Source organism: Mesorhizobium sp. M8A.F.Ca.ET.207.01.1.1, assembly GCF_004794715.1.
GTDB lineage: Bacteria > Pseudomonadota > Alphaproteobacteria > Rhizobiales > Rhizobiaceae > Mesorhizobium.
On the sequence record NZ_SRUS01000014.1, the window covers coordinates 52,112 to 71,676 of the forward strand.

Below are 19,565 nucleotides of genomic sequence, written 5' to 3' on the forward strand. Positions count from 1 at the left end.
AGGCGTTTCTATGGGATTGTCATTTGAGGATGATGTAGAGCGGGATGAGGATTGCCAAGGCGGCGACGCCAATAGGTTAGTGATCATGCGCCGCCGCAGCGACGTGTCGGAATCTACGCAAAACCCGCCCCTCATTATTGCGCCAACTCAGCATCGCGTAATCAAGGCGCGAGCGCAGGTATCGGCTAAATTAGATGCTCAGGTTAGTCCGGCAGAGGATTATGAAGGCGCGAACGGCTACGTGGCCTCGTCCACCAGAGCAGCGCCGGCCCGATAGCGATGCAGCGGCTCGGCGTCCTTGCAAGAGTTGCCTGATGGCGCCGAGCCTAACCGGCGAGAGACTGGTAGGGGGCACGGCATCCCGCTGGCCAGGATGATCATGCGCCTTCCTCCAATAGAAGCGAAGTTATCCGAATGAATGAAATAGGAGGTATTCTTAGCGCGACCACGTCAGCGCCTCGCCAGTATGATCAACGCGGCTGAAACGATCGCCATCACGATCATGAACAGCGCACCGACCTCAGCCAATTTATACATCAGGGGGTCAGTGGGGAGCGGGTCGTTCGCCATGCGAGCGATCAACCGTCGGGCACGTTCGTCCTCTTGGCGAGTTTCAGATTTCGTCTTGCACGCATCAAGCAACTCTTGGGCGTAGAGTTGTCTGGAGTCTTCCGAAGCGACCTGCGAATTGGTGTCCAACCAAACTTTGAACAAGTCGGGCTTGATGCGCATGGTAGCGTAGCTTAGCCCCTCCAAGCTCTCCATATGCGTCGCATCGAAATTCGCGTGCCACTCTTCCCAAGTCGGGGGCATATCATCGGCACCAGGAAGTTGCCGGATAAGTGGATAATCTTCTGGGGTGTAGACCGGCAATACCCGCACCACTTTCTAACCCGCCAAGGCGCGCACGATGGCGAAGCCCACGCCGGTCGCAAGGCCCGTGGCGAGGCTTTCGGCAATGCGGATGACAAAGGCGCCGTAGCGCTCGCGCAAACACGCTGGCGGGGCTCTCAGGACAGGAGGAATGTCGAAAGTGCGTTCCATGCCGAGCAACATAGATCGAAACCGGGAATCTATGAATCCCCTCGATATGGCGTCATCGAACCCGGACGGGGGCGGTCAAGACGGTTTTAGCAGTGATCTCGCGGACCACAACTGGTTAATCAAAATCCGGTTAAGCGAAGTAATATCATTATGCTAGCGAAACGAATTAGCCCGGCGGCCTCGGCTTCCGGACTTTTTGTGGGCATGCGACGGTTGTTATTGATGATATGGCGGAGAGGGAGGGATTCCCTTTCACCTCTATGATACTGAAAATACTAGTCTTTTCGCGCTTTTTGTTACACAGTTTGTTACACAGCTACAACTACGATTTATAACCGCTCTAAGCTCGCAGCTTTTGGGCTCGCCTGCCCAATCCATCCGATCTGTCGAAACCGATGGCTTGTAGGACACTCCCGCGTGTGTACGTTGGGGCTTGGGTCAGAAGGTGACCCACAGCAAAGACGGGAGCGCCGCAGCGCAAAAGATCTCATCGGTCAAGGAACAGATAGTGAAGTAGCCTGTGACAATCGGCGCCAGCATCACCTCCAAAGCCGACCAGGAAAAACCCGCAAAAAACGTCGCCCTCAGATACCCCGTCGGCAATGAATATGGGACCGAAGTTGCGCGGCAGATCGGGCGTTAGATGCCTTCATGACATCTGAACCTGAGCAGGCTCCTACGCCGCGAGCCGGCACATTTCCGAACGGAGTTTCGTCCGGCTGCGCAAAAAGGTGCCCTGTCGAGACTTACTTGTTGGCCAAATGGCTTAGCAGGGACGAACTCGTGAAGAGATTGATAATGCAACACTATCAGTCGTTGTGCTGATCCGACAGGCTGTGCGTTTTGGCACGAAAATCATGGCGAAAAGCGCACCGGCACTTTACTCTCCAAATTATGATTCGCCTCGATCCCGCGACCGCCAGCTCCTCTGCGCCGCCCTCCGTTCCCGCGTGGGCGATCACAAGCGCCGGCGCGCCGAGTGACGGCGACGCCGCCTTCCGGGCCGGCGCCGCCCTGGGTGCCCTCGACACGCTCGCCCGCGCGCAGGCAGCCTGGGCCGGCGCTTGGCGGCAGCGGCTGGCGGTTCGCTGCGCCGCCTCCAGCATGCGGCTCGCCGGCCGCGCCGAGGATGCGGCCGCCTTGCGCGATGCCTGGCATTTGCGTCCCCTAGGTGCTGACCCCGGTCCCGCAGGCGCCGTCTTTGGCGCCTGGCGGCAGTTGGCCAGGCAGCCGCCCGCCGCTACGCCCGGCCGGCTCGGGAAGATACTCGACCAGCTTGGCCTCCATTGGGACGGCGCCGCGCTCGCCGACCTTTGCACGCAGATCGAAAAACTCGGGGTATCCCAGCGGTCGGCGCCATTCGACGCCGCGGCGATCGCCGCTGAGGTCGTCGCCATGCGTCCCGATGCCGAACTCTTTGGCTGGTGGCTCGCCGACCTGGTACTGGCGCAACGCCTGGGCTGGCCGCAGCCCCTGCCGCTCCTAATGGCGCAGGGTTTTGGACCATCTTTCCGCACCGAGGCCGGCGGTGGCCGGCGCATCCGGCCCGGGGACAAGAATTTTGAGCGGGCGGTTTGCATCGCGCTCGTCGCGGCCGCCGCGGACGCTTGTCGGTTGGCCGCCGAGCTGTCGCGCCGGGCCGAAAAACTCCTGGCGGTGGCGCCGAAACTGCGCGCCAAAGGCGCCGGCGACGTAATCTTTCTGCTGCTCAGTGAAGACGCCGTGTCCGGATCGCTGACGACGGACAATCTGTCGCGCTTTGCATCGCGACGGCTGTTCGAACGGCTGCAGCAACTGGAGGTCGTGCGCGAGCTCTCCGGCCGCCCCACATTCCGGCTGTTCGGGCTGTAGCGATGAGCGAAGCGTCCGCCCGCCGCAAGCCAAACGATCAGCCGGCGCTGCTCGACACCGAACTGGAACATCTGCCGCCGGAGCTGCGCTGGTGCGAATGGATGGCCCGCGTCGAAGCGGTGATCTTTGCGGCAAATGAACCGGTGACACGTAGTGTCCTCGCGCGGGTGGTGGGAAAAAACTGCAATATCGAGCTGATCATCGACGACATTCGCGCCGAACTCGCCGGCCGCCCTTACGAGCTGGTCGCGGTCGCCGGCGGCTGGCAGCACCGGACCAAAAAGGTTTTTGGCGACGCCATTCACGCAGCCTTCGGCACGGCAGCGGGCGAGGGAGCAAAAGAACTGTCGCAGGCGGAGGCGCTTGTCTTGATGTGCATTGCCTATTTCCAGCCGATCACCCGTGGCGAGCTGTCGAGCTTTTTCGGCAAGGAGGTGTCACGTGACCTGATCGGCGTGCTGCGCGCTGAGCAGCTGGTCGCCTCGGGGCCGCGCAGCCCGCAGCCGGGCGCGCCCTACACCTATGTGACGACCAAAACTTTTCTGTCGCAGTTCGGGCTCGACACGCTGCGCCAGCTGCCGGATTTCGAGGCGCTCGAGGACGCCGGGCTGCTGTCGAAGGAGAAGCTGCTGGCCGGTAACATCATCCCAGGGTTTGCAGATATCGACGATGATGGCGCCAGCGCCGCGCTCGACGAATAGATGATCCCATCACGGCGGGACACACGCGATCTCGCCGCTCGTCACATAGAAGATTGCGCCACGCACGCCGTCTGGTCTCGCCGTCTGGGTCCTTCGCGTGACGGAAGGGAGGTGGCGGCACGCGTCCGCTTGTCGATGAAGGATAAGCGAACAGGCAATTGATCGAGCCTGGTCGCACATGTCGATCACCATTGAGAGCTCTCGAAGGGAGAAAGTTCAATTGAACCACGTCTACCTTGAGCTTCTCGCGACGATTGAGGCGTTAAGATCCAGCCCATCGGGGCGACCATTCAGACGCTGATGGACAAGGTTCGCGACCTTTCACAGACGATCAAAGCCCTGAAAGACGATCTCCACCAGACAGCCGGCTATGGCCTGCTAAGAACCTAGCCAGCCGGCGAGTGCCCATCCCGGCCATTGTCAGCGAGGCGGCCATCCCAACAAGATCGCCTTGCCGCCACCGCCAATGGCGGATGCTGACAGCAGCGCCATAAGAACGCCAACGTAGATGGGGAAGATCATCCTCGGGCTATTCGTCCTTCCAAATGACAGTCTTCCCCCGAAAATCCCAATGAAATTTGAGGTTGGCTTTCAGTACCTCGGTGGGGATCCTCGGCTCGATCGCTGTGTGGAGAGCGTTATACGTTTCTCGGCAGAAGCTCGGCGGCGGGACATTCAGCTTGTACCCCGACGGGTACCTAAAATCTTGCTGAGAATTCATCAGGTCAAGGTTGTTGGCAATCATCTTCACGTTCCCAATCGGCGGCATTCCTAGGGCCACTGCGGCTTCGTAAATGTCCTCGATCTTGTGACCGAAGCCGAGCCGGAGACCGCGTTTCGACACGCCCTTTGAAGCTAGATACGCTTTCAAGAGGAGTTCTAGGGCATGCGAAAATAGAAAATAACGGGCAAAAAGATGCGCCTTTTCCGACTCCGAGCCTAGATGGTTGAAAGCCTCGAAGTACTCCTTCGTCCGCTCGAGGAGATCTCCCGCATAAAGCGCCAACGGCTGTGACACGGTGACCCTCGGGCGCGCCTTGACCTTCGGCGTCTCAGGTCCACTCTTGGCCATCTCAGATTATCGGCTTAATTCCGGTGCCGGTATGCGACAAAGCCGAACAGAGTAGCCGCTGCGACGTTGAAGATTGCCCACAGCTCGCGCGGCAAATGAACCGGCATGAACGGGTTGAAGATCGCTGCCGCTCCAAACAGCGCCCAAGCCAGGGTGCGATTTTCAGGGCCTGATCGCCACACCATGGCTCCGCAGTAGATCCCGGCGAAAAAGACCACCACGCGGAGGAATTGGTAATAGCCGTACGGCCATGGCGCTACCGCCAGCAGCGAGGCAATAGCTACACAGATGCAGACCAACCGGACCGTTCCGGCCGGCGTCGAAAAGCATTATTTTCAGCAAACTTGATCCTCAAACGCCCAGCACGGTTGTTAGTGGAGTTTCGGCGCCCGCCATATATTTGAAAAGCCAGATTGCCCAAGTGATCGGCCAAATGAACGCCAACATCGCATCCAGGCTCAAGTTAATCAGGATTTTTACGACCACTGATGCATGGCCCTGCCATGTGTCGACGACATTCATCACGTAGGTGATCGGCCCGCCCAGCATGAAGAGGAGGCCCAGCGGAGCTGACATGATGTTCTTCAGCATGTTTGTGTCCCTCAGAAAGGCGTGACCTTCAGTGACAGTGATACGCGCCGGTCTTATGGTTGGTATGGCAACCGTTGGCATCAGTGCCGCCACTGTGTGCAAACGCGCCGGTCGCGCAAGCGATTATTGCAGCGGCCATAGCCGCGAGAAATGTTGTTTTCATTTTATTGCCCTCCCAAAGTATTTCAGACAGAGCACTATTGCCGGTCGGGCACAAGCTGCTCGTGGCACTGTGAACACAAATAGGATAGATGCTCCTCTGTGCAGGCCAAGATCGGGCGAGGAGAATACTTTGGATGGATTGCGATTGATGCACGTCCCGTTGGCGATCCTGCTGACATGGCCAAGGGTGGCGACGGCAAATGAATGCCTCTCGAAGTACACCAAGACCGACGTCTGCGCCTACGCAAAAAAAATGCAAACCGAAATGGCTCCAGCATTGCCCATGCTGATCAGTTCGAACATCTCCGTTCGGAGCATCATCGCAATCGGGCCAAGGATCGTTTTCAACGCCACCTGGGCTCAGACCGATGCGGAAGTAGACGCCAAATTGTTGGCTGCTGGCGTCTCGCGGCCGGTCTATGTCCAGAAGATCGATGAAATGACCAAAAACTATGTCTGTCGTGCGGAGGAACTATCTGCCTTCGTTCGCCTGGGCGGTGAGATCCAGTACACGTATACGACTGTGGATAATTTCCCAGTCGCGAACCCGCTCGTAGCACTCTGTCCTTAGAGCATCGCAGCACGGCTCATGACATGACTAGTCGCGGCCGATCAACCAGTTGATCAGCAGCCATGATCATTTGTTGGAACTCAATTGAGCCTGATCCGCACTAGCAAGTGGATAGAAGTGAATGTGCGGTTGCCCTTTAGCTCTACTATGCATAGAAACCACTCTGCCGGGGGGCGTAAAGTTGGGGTTGTGAGTGCGTGGGCTCTAAATTCGAAAAACTAAATAAGTTGCGTGACTCACTGCGAGAATCCAACCACGATTTTCGGGCGAGCACTCAGCTATTCAACAGCCTGGACCCTGCCAAGATCGACGGCGACCTGGATGTCATTAACCGCGGAAAGCAGCGCGGCGAGGTGAACCAACCCCCGAAAACGGCAAAGAATCTCGACGATGTCGAACATGCCATCGTGGAACGCGTTGAGGATGAGAAGAAGGCTGCGCATCACACTCTTGAGGACAACCTGCAACTCCTTGGAGGTCGTCTTGCCGGCCTCGATTTCGAGGAACAATTCGGTCTAATCCGTCAGACGAATGCCGCTAGCGTTTCGGACTTCAAAGCCTCGGTCGCCGTGGGCCTCGATGAACTTCACGGCCTGAGAAGGGCCCTGAACGACGCCGAAAAAGAGCATGCATGGTTTAAGGAGAAGCACGGTCTCGTTCGTGCCGCGCGTGTGCAGCACGGTGCCGCTCACATTTTCCGGCTATCGCTTCTGCTATTTCTGTTTCTGGTCGAGACAGCGATGAACGGCAACTTCCTGGCCAAGGGCAATGAGCAGGGATTTTTTGGTGGCATCCTTGAGGCTGCGGCATTCTCTTTCATCAACATCGGGGCGGCTTTGCTCCTGGCGGTTTTCTGCGCTCGTCTCGTCACCCATCGGTCGTTTTTCGTAAAATTCGTTGGGATCATTTCAATCCTTTTCTATATCGGCTTGGCGATTTCGATAAACTTGGCGCTAGCGCACTACCGTGAGGTCAGCGGCTCGCTCGCTGACGGCGCCGGCGCTGAGGTCATCCGTAATATGCTCGCCAATCCAGCGGGTCTCACGGACATCAAGTCCTGGTTGCTGTTTGCGATCGGCCTGATGTTTTCGCTTTTCGCTTTTATCGACGGCTGGTTCGTGCTCGACCCTTACCCAGGCTACACTGGCGTTGAAAATCGGCTCGTTCGACGGCGCGATGACTACATCGATCGAAAGAAGGAACTGATCGAAGAGCTGCAGGATGTCCGCGACGACCACAACGAAAAAGTGGAGGAAATCGTCAAGCAGCTTGGTAGTCGCCGGCGCGAGCACCGCGCGATTGTCGATCATCGATCGAGGCTTCTGGCTCTTTTTGCGCAGCATCAAGACCAATTGGAGCGAGCCTGCAATCAGCTTTTGTCGATGTATCGGGAAGCCAACATCCAGGCGAGGACCGAGCCGGCGCCCAAGCATTTCGGAACGCCCTACAAACTTGATCGCATCAAGCCATACGTCACCGGCGAGCGGGAGTGGAATGAGGGAGATGTTGGCGCATCAATTCGCCAGGCGCAGGAGGAACTCAACGAGCAGGTTCGTCTGATTGGTCAGGAATGCGAACGGGGAATTGAGCAGTACCGAGATCTTGATAAGCTTCACCCGGACAGCGTGAATGTCTAGGCGAACCCGCAGACGCAAGAAAGGCAATGCGGGTACCATTGCCGCGGCCATTGCCCTTGGTGTGCTATCCGTTGCGATGTTGGCCGGCTTCGGCTGGATGTGGACCAGGTCTGGCAATGGCCATATCGACGCCAACACGAATTGCCCATTGGACGGACCCTCCAGCCTGACCGCCGTCCTCATCGACGCCACTGATCCAATTTCGGCAACGACGATGGCTGATCTCAAGAACGAGTTCCGAAAGACCATTGGGCAGGTCGAGCCGGGTGGGTATGTGAGGATTTATACCCTGAGCTCGGCGCCTGGTGAGCTGACGGTGATGTTCGATGGATGCAATCCCGGTGATGGGTCGACCGTCGATAGTTGGACCAACAATCCTGCGCGGCGTCAAAAGAAGTGGGAAAACGCCTTCGGCGATCCTTTGAACAAACTTCCCGATGAAATCCCGAATGCGGCTTCCGCGAGCCAATCTCCGATCATGGCTGGAATTCAGAAAATCAAGCTGTCGCTCTTCGATAGCAGCTTGGCCAAACAGGGCAGTCCCAAGCGATTGGTGGTCGCCTCTGACATGATCGAGCATACGACGATTTACTCGCAGTACCGATCGGGACTGGATTACCAAAAATACCTCAACAGCGCCGCCGACCGCACATATGGGACGTCGCTGGATGGGGTGGGCATCACAATTCTTTATATCGATCGGGCAAAGAAGCCATTTCAGACCCTGGATCACGCGGAGTTCTGGACACATTGGGTCCAGAACCATCACGGCGAGTTCGAAAAGCTGGTTGGCTTGGATGGGTTAAACTGATGGCGAGAGCGCACGACAAACCTTTGCTGGATCATCCACGTCTGCCGGTCGTGGTTTTCGCGGCATTGACACTCGGCGGGTGTGTATTCATCGCCATTGCAAAACTCTCAGGCGTAAATCCGATCGTCGCGGCGGTAGCACCGGCCTGCCTGATGTTTTTCTATCTCGGGGTTTCGATCTTTGCTGGAAAGCTACAACTGCACGACGAGCAGACCGGCGATAACCTCTACTATATGGGCTTCCTGTTCACCCTGACGAGCCTTGGGGTCTCGCTGTTTCAGTTTGGAACGGAAGGCTCAACCGACACGATCGTCCAAAATTTTGGCATCGCGATCACGTCGACGATCACCGGTATTGCTCTGAGGGTTTTCTACAATCAGATGCGGCGCGATCCCGCGGACATTGAGCGAACGGCGAGGCACGAACTTGCCGACATGACACGGCGTGTAAGAGCCGAGATGGAAAGCGTAACCAGGGAGTTCGCCGACTTTCGTCGTGTCAGCCATCAAATGCTCGAAGAGGGCTTTGCAGAGATTGCCGAGCAAGCGGCACGCAATGGGGAGCACATTCGATCTGCCCTGGACAATATTGCCATGGAATCGATCAAGCCTGTCCAAGAGGCGTCTGCCAAGCTCAGTGACGCGTTGCAGCACAATTTCGGGCAAGTCGAAACCCAGTTTGCTTCGATAGCGAACCGCGTTGGAGCTGCAGCGGATTTGCTGGATAAAGCCAACAGCTCGATGTCCGACTCTGTTGGAAAGCTCGGTGATCAAGCCGACAATATGGCTGCCAAGCTGGAAAAGGTGGTTGTTCCTGATGAGGTGCTGAAGAACGATCTGGCGCCGATGGTCAAGCTCCTGGGTAATGCTGTCGCACAATATGCGATAAAAACCGAAACAGCCTCGCAAGAGCAGCAAACGCGGATGACCGGTCTTGCCGACGCAGTGATCAAGGTGGCGACTGGAGTGGAGAGAGCGGCAGCGGCCGCAGAAAAGACCGCAGAAACTGTCCAAGCGCAGCAGCGTTTGACTGAGGAGTTCATGGCTGTGATGCAGAAACACAGCAATGAAACACGCGGCCTCGTCGCAACCCTTACACAACATAGCCTCCCGGCCGTGCGCACGCCCCAGCCTCTGAGCAATGCGATAGCGAACGATGTCGAGCGAGTGGCGGCACCTTCCACTGTTGCCTCCCCTGTGGAGACGCCAATCAAGGTTTCGGATGACACGGAGGGCGACACCTTCCGATCGTTAAGCAGTCCGGCGGAGGTGGAGAAGGGTGAACCGCCAAAGAGAGCAAGTTGGTGGGGCAGGTGAGTGAGGTTAGCGGAACAGCCATTACGTTTGAGCGCAAGGGCTATGGCCGCGGCCTGATACTCGGCCTGACGATGGCTGAGACGATGCTGCTTCTCGTTTTCTGCCTTTTGCTTGCTGCAGGCGCGCTCATCGCCAAGACAAAGAAAGAGGCTGCGGCAGCGCAGAAGATTGCGCAGTCCCTCAATGAGAACGCTCGCAAGCTTGACGAGGAAAACAAGCGGTTGCTGGCTCAGCTGAATGCCATGGTCAAGCCTGCAAGTCGACGCAATGTACCAGATCAAGAATGGCGTGAATTGGTCCGGGCCAAAGAGGCCGCAGAGGCAATCAAAAAAGTGGGACTGACCCTTGAGGAAGCGGTGAAAAGCGCGCCGGCCGCCAAAGTCCTCTCTGACAACGACGTCGACGTTGATCAGGCCAAAGCCATGATCGAGAAGATGAAGGTTCTGCGCGAGCTCGGCTACGTTGGCACGGGCAAGACGTCCAAGGATCTTGCTGACGCACTGAAGAAGGCAAGGAACGAGGCCTCTGCTGACAAGCCACACGATTGGCCACCGATCATCAGTCTTAGCGAGCTCGATGGCTATAATTTCGATACTGGAATTGCGGAGCTTTCCGGTGGCTTCAAAACGAAGTTGCGGCAGATGTCGAAGACCATTGCTGGAATTGCAACTTCCTATGGTGTGGACGTCATTGAGGTGATTGGCCACACGGACGAGCAGGCGATGTCCGGTGACTCATCGAATATGGACAGAGGCCTTCAGCCCGTACTGGCGCGCAAGATGGACATTGGCACACTCCATCCTGCCGACAATGCCGGGCTTGGATTAGCGCGAGCGATCTCCGTCACAGGCATCCTGCGCGATATGCCGGAACTGAAAGGCTTCACCATCCTGCCAATGTCCGGCGGCCAGTTGATATTGCCTGGCGACCGGCTCACCGACGGCGCACAGGCCGGCGACGTCAAGGCGAGGAGGCGAATTGAGATCAGGGTCAGGCAACGTTCGCGAGAGACAGATATTGGACTGGTTCCGGTACCAAAGTTGTGAGGCGAACTGCCCTTGGGTTTCGCTCACAGGGCTTGGGGGGGATTGCGGGGATGGGGTTTTACGTTCGAAAATCGATTAGTGCGGGACCTTTCCGCTTTAACTTCTCGTCTGGCGGGGTTGGCGCGTCCGTTGGCGTGCAAGGTCTTCGTATCGGGACTGGCCCACGAGGGCATTATATTCATGCAGGCGTCGGCGGTCTCTACTACCGAGGCACTTTGGGAAAGCGCAGCGCCAAGCAGACGCTGCAACTGTCTGAATTCCCATCTGGGCCAAAGCCCCATCCAACATCCTCACCCGTGGAATATGTCAGCGGTGGCGTCGTGATGAGAGAAATCGAGTCCGCCGATGTGATCGAGATGCGTGATGAGACATTTGCCAATGTGCTTGATGAAATCAATGCGAGGCAATCGCAGACGCGAATGTCGCTCATCCTGGCCGTGCTGTTTGGGATCGCCGGATTGATCGCAGGCGCAATGCTGGGAGGTGGGGTGGCGCTGATCGGTATTGCTGCCTTTTTGCCGGGCATGCTTATTGGCAACTGGTTGGACAGCTACCGCCGGGTGAGCGTGCTCTACTATGATTTGGAGCAGGACGCGGAGGCGGCCTACGGGCGACTTGTCGCCGCCTTTGACACGCTCACACGCTGCGCGGCGAGTTGGCATGTCGCGGCTGGTGGCAAGATAGAGGATCTGACGACTTGGAAGCGCAATGCGGGAGCCACGATGTTGGTCGATAAAAAGTCGACGACGCTCCAAGCTTCCTTGCCGACGGTTGTTCGCAGCAATGTCACACCACCGTCGATACACGTCGGCCGGCAAATCCTTTATTTCATGCCAGACATGATTTTGGTGAAGGACGGAAACCAGTACGGTGCCGTTGGGTATGGAGACCTCAGGACGCAATTTGCCCCCAGCAATTTTATTGAGACCGGCAAAGTTCCATCTGATGCTGAGATCGTGAGCTATACCTGGGCTCATCCCAATAAGAATGGCGGACCCGACAAACGCTTCAGAGATAATCGGCAGATCCCTGTCTGTCGCTACGAAGCCTTGCGGTTTTCTAGCCCATCCGGGCTCAACGAGCTGGTGGAATTTTCCAAGACAAACGTCAGCCAGCCCTTTTGCCAGGCTCTATTGGCACTCGCGCAAATGCACCGAAACGCTGGTGGCCAGTCCGGCTTGCTGAAAGCGCGCTAAGGAATTGGCTTGGTCAGCAAATGCCTTCGCACGGAATTCCGTCGCCGTCCCGGTCCAATTTGGGTCCCCAGCTACAGTTATTGAGATACCAGCGCGCCTCATCGCATGAGGAGATTTGCTTACAATAGCGACGCGGTTGACACGAATAGCTCTGAGCTATTTGGCGACGGCCTGTAAGGCCGTAGGATGTGTCATTACCGGGTTTATTGTTGGCTGCATGTGTTGCTCGCCAATCCCAAGGGGCTGTGAAAGTGCCAACCCAGATGCCAATCTTGGCCCTTTGGGCATCTGCCTGTTGTGACGCGTAACTACCATGGCTGTATCGAGGCCAATCCAGGGCATAACCCTGTTCGACCATCCAAGACGCAATGCTAGCACCGTCCGCCCGCTGACAATCACCAACGAAGCGGTTGTAACGATCCCACGAAACAAAGTTGCACTGGATGGGTCGGGATTGACTGAGGAAGATGTCCAGTGCTTCTGCGGATTTGCGGCCGCATGGGTATTCTTGCCCGCTTGCGTCGCTGCAGTTTTGGCTGCTTTCAGGTGCGTCGATGCCATTGAAACGAATACGCTGTCCGTGGATCTCGATCGTGTCCCCGTCAACGATGGACGCTACGCCGACGATAGGCTTCGGTTTTGACCCGAGTGCGCTTGCTGTATTGGGTCCCGCGATCTGGTTGCCCCACCCTGTAAAGTAGGAGGTGACATAAGCGCCCACTGCTAGCGTGATCACCAGGATCGCGGCTAATGATTTATGTGAAAAGAAACGCTTGCGCATAATTGAAACCCGGCCGCGTCTTGGCCGCGAGCTGCGGCGATGGGAATAGCGATCGCGATTCAATTTTCGATCCTTTGCGAAGCTGCCAAATGTTTTGCTAGCGCGTCTTTGACTTCTTGGCTGCTGCTTTCTTGGGCGCGGCTGCTGTGCGACCGAGGCCAATCGATTTTGCCAATCTGGAGCGATTGGCTGAATAGTTAGGCGCGACCATGGGGTAATCGTTGGAGAGGCCCCATTTTTGGCGATAGGCGTCGGGCGTCAGTCCAAAATGCGTGTTCAAGTGTCTCTTGAGGGACTTGAACTTTTTGCCGTCTTCGAGGCAGACGATGTAGTCTGGAGTGACTGAGCGCTTGGGGTTGACCGCGGGAACTTGGTCGGGTTTTTCCGGTTCGGACGGCTGGCCGATACGCGCTAATGACGAATTGATGCTGGCAATAAGGTCCGGCAATGAGGAGACCGGCACTGAATTCTTGCTCACATAAGCCGCAACGATATCGGCGGTAAGCTCCATCAGCGCGGTGGCCGTATTTTGGATTTCAGTCACTTCATGGCTCCGGACTTCTGCAGTGAAATCCCGATCTATTACTTATCGGCTAAAAAAACCAGTAGAGGGAGGATACTAAATGCCAGGCGCTAATAGTGATGGATGTTAAAGCGCCAATCAGAATGCGGAACCACGAGAGACGGTGGATTGATTGGGCGCGGCGTTTTCTTTGTATGACCAGGAAAGCGGCTTGAGGCTCACAGGCGGATGCATTTAGATTTGGACGAGTAGGACCTACGCATGACATTTTCGAAAGACCCGCCGCCGGAGGTTAAGCCCCAGAAGGATAAGGCAAAGACTGGATCTGAATTGGACCGCGTTCCAAGTGCGGGAGCCATTCGGGTCCGCAACGGACTCTCTGTGTCAGAAAAAGACATTGTGGAGGCGGCTAAATACGGGGGCAGGGAGCGAGAATCCTCGTCGGATAGCGACTAGGCAAAGGGGGCCAAGAATGCAGGCTCTGACCCATATCACACGTCGCAATATTGGACGGTGTCCAGAAGTGATCGCAGTCGTTTCTAATTGAACACGGCTGTTTTTTCTTGCGCGAACGCTCTACGCGGGCTCTAGCTGGTTCTCCTTTCAAAGGGGATGTAAGTCTTGGACGTAAAACAGTCAGTCTTCCAAAGCGATCTCCCTCTAAAGGAGAAACTCGAGCGCGCCAGGATGGAGTTGCTCGATCTTTCCGCCCGCAATCGACTTTTGAATGTGCCGCGGTTTTCCAAGAGCGCGAAGACGATCGATATCGTCGATGAGAAGTCGTCCGAAATTTATCGATTGCTGGTGACCGAAGGAAAGGCTTTTACCTTCCTGGCCGGCAAGCCCGATAGGCCGAAAGCGGGCCAGGATGAAAGCAGCCCTCCAGACGAAGAGATCGACTATTCCCCCGTCGCTCTCGCCCAACCAGAGGACGATGGAGTCGATAACAGAGGGATATCCGCGCGGCACTCGGACACCAAGCTGCAGACGCGTATGACCCCAACTGGGCTGCAGCGGCGGCTCCTTGATCTCTACCATGATGCCCGCACACTCGAGGAAGAGCAGGGCGTCAATATCCTCTTTCTGGCCCTTGGAATGCTGAAGTGGATTGACCCGAACAACAAAGAGAACATCCGTCAGGCCCCCCTCATTTTGGTGCCGGTTCGGCTTGAGCGAGGGGCCGCTGGAGAAAAATTCCGCCTACGAGCCCGGCCGGAAGATCTTACCGCAAACCTCTCCTTGGAACTCTATCTCGACCGCATTCACAAGCTCGCTCTGCCGCGTTTTGAGGTGGGAGATGACTTCGACGTCTCGGCCTATCTCGATGCCGTTGCCGAAGCAATTTCGACCAAAGAGGGTTGGGAGGTGCTTCGCGACGATATGGTGCTCGGCTTCTTCTCGTTTGCGAAGTTCTTGATGTACCGTGATCTGGATCCGGATCTCTGGCCCGATGGCGCAAAGATTATCGAACAACCGAAGATCCGCTCGCTTCTTTCAGATGGTTTCGAAACACGCGAGCCGCTTATGTCGGACGACATAGCGATTGATCCGCACATTGCGCCCGCCGAAATGTTGCATATCGTCGACAGTGACAGTTCTCAGACACTGGCGATCCATGACGTCAGAAAAGGTCGCGACCTCGTTATCCAAGGTCCGCCTGGGACAGGAAAATCGCAGACGATCGCAAACATTATTGGGTCGGCCGTTGCCGACGGAAAGACCGTGCTGTTCGTGGCCGAAAAGATGGCAGCGCTGGAGGTCGTCAAGCGACGGCTTGACACTGCTGGGGTGGGGGACGCCTGCCTTGAGCTGCATAGTAACAAGGCGAACAAGCGCATGATGCTAGAGGAGCTGCGGCGAACCTGGCAACTCGGATCGCCCAGGGGCCAGCTTCCTTCTTCCCTAACTGATCGCTTGCTGGAGGCTCGCGATAAACTCAACGCACATGCTGCACGAATGCACGTTGCGTTCGGAGCGTCCGAACTCACTCCTTATCAGGTTCTCGGCCAGCTAACCCGACTAAGGCAGGTCGGTCAGAAACCAGTGGACATCGAACTTACGGATGCCACAAGCTGGACAACTGACGGCGTTTCGCAACGTCGCAAATTGCTCGATGAGGTCTCTCAGCGGATCAACGAGATCGGCTTGCCGATCCACCACCCGTGGCGGGGAGTTGGCCTGGATGTCGTTCTTCCAACGACCATTGAGAGGCTCGTCCCACGCATCGCGGCGTTGCTGGACCAAGCCAAGGCACTGCACGCCAAACTGGTCGGTATCGCTGAGCGGATCAAGGCCGAGCCTCCGAAAATTCTCAGCGACAGCGGCGAGATAGAAGATCGCGCTGAGCTTCTCGCGTCCGCGCCTGGACTTCCTGCCGAGGCGCTCGTCTCGCCGGTATGGGATGAGCGTCCGAAAGACATTTCATCGCTTCTCTGGTCAGGAACGGATTTCGCCCGCAAGTCCGAGGAACTTTCGGAGCAGTTGGCGGCAACGGCTATCGACACGCCAATTGAAGGTCTCGAGACAGAGCTTGCAAAGCTTCCCTCGGAATTTCCGAAAGATGGTTTCCATCGTGCGCGACAGCTCACCATTCTGCTCCCACGCTTGAGGGAAGAAGCTGAGCGCCTGAATCAGGAACTCGGATCGGCGATATTGCCAGACACGTTGGCAGGCTTGCTCAGGCTGGCCGTGACCGGCGAGCGAGTAGCGGCAGCACCTGACGCAAGTCCGGAGGCCTTCGCAGCCACCGTTTGGGACTCCGGACTTGAGCAGGCAGGCGACCTTGCCGACAGCGTAGCGACGCTTGAGGCTGCCAGAGCCGACCTTCAGGGCAAGGTTGTTGACGCGGCGTGGAGCACCGAGGTGGCCGCGGCGCGGCAGGCGCTCGCCACACACACGGGAATATTGAAAGCATTGAACGGCGACTACCGTCGCGCCACAGCACTTGCGCGGACTATTGTGGTCGACCCTAGCGCGCCTGCGACGCAGATAGTTGGTCTCCTCGACCTTTTGATGAAGGGTCAGGCTGCCGCAGCAAGAGTCCGCGAAGGCGACGCTTTTGGCCGTTCCGCCTTCGGGGCAGATTGGCGTGGGGAGCGATCGGCTTCCGCGCCACTGCTCGCGCTAGTGGAGTGGATGCGGACTCTACGAGGGCTAGGCCCCGAACCTCGGATTATCGCCGGCCGGATGGCGGAACGCTCCGAGGCCGGTGCGCGTGCAGCGCGCGTTCGCAAGGTTATCGAAATCGGTCGGCCAATTATCGAAGGTTTCTGGAACGATCTCGGGCACCTCGCGTCATCCATGCTAGGCGACGTGGCTTCCGCCGAGCGGGCCTCGCTGCAACTGATGGAAGCGAAGGCGAGCACTGTAGCTCAAGCCGATGATGCGTCACGACAGGTTCTGACTGACGTTCCGGATCTGATCACTGAGCGGGTGGAGCTACTGCGCCGACTAGGCAGACTACAAGCACTTGCTCAAGGGATCGATGCGGGAGAGAGCCTTGGCAAGTTCGTATTCGGCTCGTCGTGGCACGGTCGAGGATCCGATTGGGCCGCTCTCACGCAAGCCGAGCTTTGGCTGAAAGAAAATGGCTCGATCCGACATCTGGCTGCGCGGTTGCCTGAAAGAATCGAGATCGCAAACTCGGCACGTTCAGCACGTGAAGCGGCCCAAGCGGCAGCGCGGGAATTGAAGGCGCTTACAGGGGATTTGAAAGCCGATGCTCCCTCCTTGTTTGGAGTAGTCGATTTTCCGGACGTCGCGATAGGCGAGGTCGTTTCTCGGCTGCAGGGTTGGCTCGATCATCAGGAGCAGCTCTCGAAATGGGTTGCCTATGAAGAGCGATCCGAAACGGCCCGAAAGGCTGGACTGGGACAGTTGATAGACGGCCTAGCCAACGGCCAGATTACAACAGGATCGGCTCGATCAGTTTTTGATATGGCCTACTACGAACGAATGTTTCTGGCGATGGCGACCGATGAGCCGGAGCTGGCAAGGTTCGACGGGGAACTGCATTCCAGGGCTGTACGTGACTTCGCAGATCTGGACCGCCAGCGCATCAAGGCCGGCGCCATCGAAGTTGTAACGGCTCATCACCGGAAAATTCCTTCAAGAGACGGCGGAGCTGGACCTGTCGGACTGCTTCGTTCTGAGATGGCGCGCAGACGAGGCCACATGCCCATCCGGCAATTGATGCAGAAGGCAGGCCCTGCCATCCAGGCGCTGAAGCCAGTGTTCATGATGAGCCCGCTTTCGGTGGCGCAATTCCTGTCGCCCGGCCGGATGTCGTTCGATCTGCTCGTGATGGACGAGGCGTCTCAGATCCAGCCCGTGGACGCACTTGGCTCGGTCGCCAGGGCCAGTCAGGTGGTCGTCGTTGGCGACGAACGCCAACTGCCACCCACGACATTCTTCGCGAAGATGACAGGCTCGCAGTCTGAAGATGACGAGGGTGAGGGCGCGCAGGTCGCCGACATTGAAAGCATCCTCGGCCTGTTCACGGCCCGCGGCTTGCCGCAGCGTATGCTGCGCTGGCACTACCGTAGCCGTCACCAATCTCTAATCGCAGTATCGAACAGCCAGTTCTACGAGAACCGGCTTTTCATCGTGCCAAGCCCTTATACCCAAGAGGCAGGTATGGGGTTGCGGTTTCATCATGTGCCGGAGGGGGTCTTCGATTCCGGCGGCACAGGAACCAATCCGGTAGAGGCGAGAGCAGTAGCGGAGGCGATCATCCGTCATGCGAAGGTGAACCCGCAAGAGACTCTAGGCGTTGCAACATTTTCGGTTAGCCAACGCCGCGCGATCCAGGATGAACTCGAAGCGCTGCGGCGACTAAATCCCGACACCGAGGAATTCTTTCACGCTCATCCAAGCGAGCCATTCTTCGTCAAGAACCTCGAAAATGTTCAAGGCGATGAGCGCGACGTGATCATGATCTCGGTGGGGTATGCCAAGAATGCCCAGGGATACATGGCCATGCGTTTCGGCCCTCTTGGCGCGGAAGGCGGCGAGCGTCGGCTCAACGTCCTCATAAGCCGCGCCAAGCGCAGCTGCGAAGTATTCGCGTCCATCACAGACGAGGACATCGACCTGGAGCGTGGCAAAGGGAAAGGCATCTTCGCCTTCAAGCTCTTCTTGCACTACGCGAGAACAGGGCGAATTTCGCTTGCCCAAGTCACGGTTCGCGAAATGGATTCAATCTTTGTAGAACAGGTAGCCAACGCGCTGATCGAAATGGGTTATCAGGTTCATGCTCAAGTGGGCATTGCCGGCTTCTTCATCGACCTCGCAGTTGCGGATCCAGAGAGGCCAGGCCGCTATATTCTTGGCATCGAATGCGATGGCGCAGAATATCACTCATCTCGCTCGGCCAGAGATCGAGACCGGCTTCGGCAGTCGGTTCTGGAAGACCATGGTTGGATCATCCATCGCATCTGGAGCGCTGACTGGTTCCAACGGCCTCGTGAGCAGCTGGAGCGAACCATACTAGCGATTGAGGCCGCCAGAAAAGAACTCGATGAGCGGGCCGAATTGGGGGTCCAGAGAAATCGAGCTGTAGCCGTGCAGGTTGTTACGGTCGACCGAGGCAACGTGACGGAAATCGGTCTCGAAAGCACAAACGGATCCGAGACACCCAATCGAGCCTACGAAGAGGCCGAACTAAAGCGACCGGGATCGTTCGAACTCCACGAGACGCCCAGCGGAATCATGGCCGGACTGGTCGAGCAGGTCGTGGCTACAGAAACGCCAATCCATGTCGACGAAATAGTTTCGCGTATTCGGGACGCCTGGGGTCTGCAGCGGGCCGGTGGCAGGATTCAGGATGCAATCGAGCGGGGGGTAAGCATAGCACAGAGAGGTGGTTCAGTAGCCCGTCGAGGCAACTTCTGCTTCAAGCCAGGTGTTCCTGTTCGTCTCAGGGATCGCAGTGGGGTCGTGTCCGCTGGATTGCGCAAGCCCGAAATGATTGCGCAGGACGAGGTCGCCCAAGGCGCTATGGAAGTCGTGAAATCCAACCTCGGTGCGACAGAGGAAGAAATCGCCACAGGCGTTGCCAGGATGCTGGGCTTCAAAGCCACAAGCGCACAATTAAGGCAGCTGATTTCAGCTGGGGTCGCCGATTTGGTTGCCAAAGGAGTGTTACGGTCCCAAGACGGCTTGTTGGTGGCCGGCGAATCCGCGAGCGAGAAATTAGCTGAAGTGTAACGGGGCGCTGCAGCGCCCTCGTTGCAATTTCTGTCGAAGCTCGGAACACCTCTTTT

The 19,565-nt window shown here is 57.3% G+C and carries 17 protein-coding genes; 9 read left to right on the forward strand and 8 right to left on the reverse strand.

Annotated features, from left to right (window positions below):
* Window positions 1-450: 450 nt before the first annotated feature.
* The gene (locus tag EN850_RS30195; protein WP_136092798.1) at window positions 451-873 is read right to left on the reverse strand and encodes a hypothetical protein; all 423 of its coding nucleotides are present in this window, start codon (window positions 871-873) and stop codon (window positions 451-453) included.
* 15 nt (window positions 874-888) lie between these two features.
* On the reverse strand, window positions 889-1,044 hold the full coding sequence (locus tag EN850_RS36565) for a hypothetical protein (RefSeq protein WP_189591246.1): 156 nt from the start codon (window positions 1,042-1,044) through the stop codon (window positions 889-891).
* Window positions 1,045-1,938: 894 nt separating this feature from the next.
* On the opposite strand from EN850_RS36565, the gene EN850_RS30200 reads away from it, so the two are divergent.
* Window positions 1,939-2,895, forward strand: a complete 957-nt coding sequence (locus tag EN850_RS30200) for a DUF1403 family protein (protein WP_127873387.1) — start codon at window positions 1,939-1,941, stop codon at window positions 2,893-2,895.
* 2 nt (window positions 2,896-2,897) lie between these two features.
* Entirely contained in the window at window positions 2,898-3,596 is a 699-nt protein-coding gene (locus tag EN850_RS30205; RefSeq protein WP_127873388.1) for an SMC-Scp complex subunit ScpB, read from the forward strand.
* Between the two features lie 529 nt (window positions 3,597-4,125).
* Here EN850_RS30205 and EN850_RS30210 read toward each other — a convergent pair.
* The 4 genes from EN850_RS30210 to EN850_RS37910 are packed head-to-tail and all read right to left on the reverse strand — an operon-like array spanning window position 4,126 to window position 5,422.
* Entirely contained in the window at window positions 4,126-4,668 is a 543-nt protein-coding gene (locus EN850_RS30210; protein WP_127382441.1) for a hypothetical protein, read from the reverse strand.
* A gap of 14 nt (window positions 4,669-4,682) precedes the next feature.
* Window positions 4,683-4,967 carry a DUF6804 family protein gene (locus EN850_RS30215; RefSeq protein WP_063169433.1) on the reverse strand — a complete coding sequence of 95 codons (285 nt, stop codon included), beginning with the start codon at window positions 4,965-4,967 and terminating at the stop codon, window positions 4,683-4,685.
* A gap of 52 nt (window positions 4,968-5,019) precedes the next feature.
* The gene (locus EN850_RS30220) at window positions 5,020-5,259 is read right to left on the reverse strand and encodes a hypothetical protein (protein WP_082826591.1); all 240 of its coding nucleotides are present in this window, start codon (window positions 5,257-5,259) and stop codon (window positions 5,020-5,022) included.
* Window positions 5,260-5,287: 28 nt separating this feature from the next.
* Window positions 5,288-5,422, reverse strand: coding sequence for a YHYH domain-containing protein (locus EN850_RS37910; RefSeq protein ID WP_199489651.1), 135 nt, complete (start codon window positions 5,420-5,422; stop codon window positions 5,288-5,290).
* A 129-nt stretch (window positions 5,423-5,551) separates the two neighbouring features.
* On the opposite strand from EN850_RS37910, the gene EN850_RS30230 reads away from it, so the two are divergent.
* From EN850_RS30230 to EN850_RS30255, 6 genes are all read left to right on the forward strand, one after another.
* Complete coding sequence (locus EN850_RS30230) at window positions 5,552-5,992, forward strand: hypothetical protein (RefSeq protein WP_126066778.1); 441 nt, start codon at window positions 5,552-5,554, stop codon at window positions 5,990-5,992.
* A 197-nt stretch (window positions 5,993-6,189) separates the two neighbouring features.
* On the forward strand, window positions 6,190-7,629 hold the full coding sequence (locus EN850_RS30235) for a hypothetical protein (RefSeq protein WP_063169430.1): 1,440 nt from the start codon (window positions 6,190-6,192) through the stop codon (window positions 7,627-7,629).
* On the forward strand, window positions 7,622-8,440 hold the full coding sequence (locus tag EN850_RS30240) for a hypothetical protein (protein ID WP_063169429.1): 819 nt from the start codon (window positions 7,622-7,624) through the stop codon (window positions 8,438-8,440). Before EN850_RS30235 ends, EN850_RS30240 begins: the two co-directional genes overlap by 8 nt.
* Window positions 8,440-9,756 (forward strand): hypothetical protein, encoded by a 1,317-nt coding sequence (locus tag EN850_RS30245; RefSeq protein ID WP_127382440.1) that lies wholly within the window; start codon window positions 8,440-8,442, stop codon window positions 9,754-9,756. Before EN850_RS30240 ends, EN850_RS30245 begins: the two co-directional genes overlap by 1 nt.
* On the forward strand, window positions 9,753-10,802 hold the full coding sequence (locus tag EN850_RS30250; RefSeq protein WP_127382439.1) for a hypothetical protein: 1,050 nt from the start codon (window positions 9,753-9,755) through the stop codon (window positions 10,800-10,802). Before EN850_RS30245 ends, EN850_RS30250 begins: the two co-directional genes overlap by 4 nt.
* Before the next feature lie 50 nt (window positions 10,803-10,852).
* A complete protein-coding gene (locus tag EN850_RS30255; protein ID WP_095770037.1) occupies window positions 10,853-11,998 on the forward strand; it encodes a DUF4236 domain-containing protein in 1,146 nt (381 codons plus the stop codon).
* Window positions 11,999-12,011: 13 nt separating this feature from the next.
* On the opposite strand, the gene EN850_RS30260 is transcribed toward EN850_RS30255, so the two are convergent.
* Window positions 12,012-12,842, reverse strand: a complete 831-nt coding sequence (locus EN850_RS30260; protein WP_127224212.1) for a thermonuclease family protein — start codon at window positions 12,840-12,842, stop codon at window positions 12,012-12,014.
* A 34-nt stretch (window positions 12,843-12,876) separates the two neighbouring features.
* The gene (locus EN850_RS30265) at window positions 12,877-13,290 is read right to left on the reverse strand and encodes a MucR family transcriptional regulator (protein WP_082826711.1); all 414 of its coding nucleotides are present in this window, start codon (window positions 13,288-13,290) and stop codon (window positions 12,877-12,879) included.
* A 633-nt stretch (window positions 13,291-13,923) separates the two neighbouring features.
* Between EN850_RS30265 and EN850_RS30270 the strand changes: the two genes are divergently transcribed.
* Entirely contained in the window at window positions 13,924-19,509 is a 5,586-nt protein-coding gene (locus tag EN850_RS30270; RefSeq protein ID WP_063169424.1) for a DUF3320 domain-containing protein, read from the forward strand.
* Window positions 19,510-19,565 lie beyond the last annotated feature (56 nt).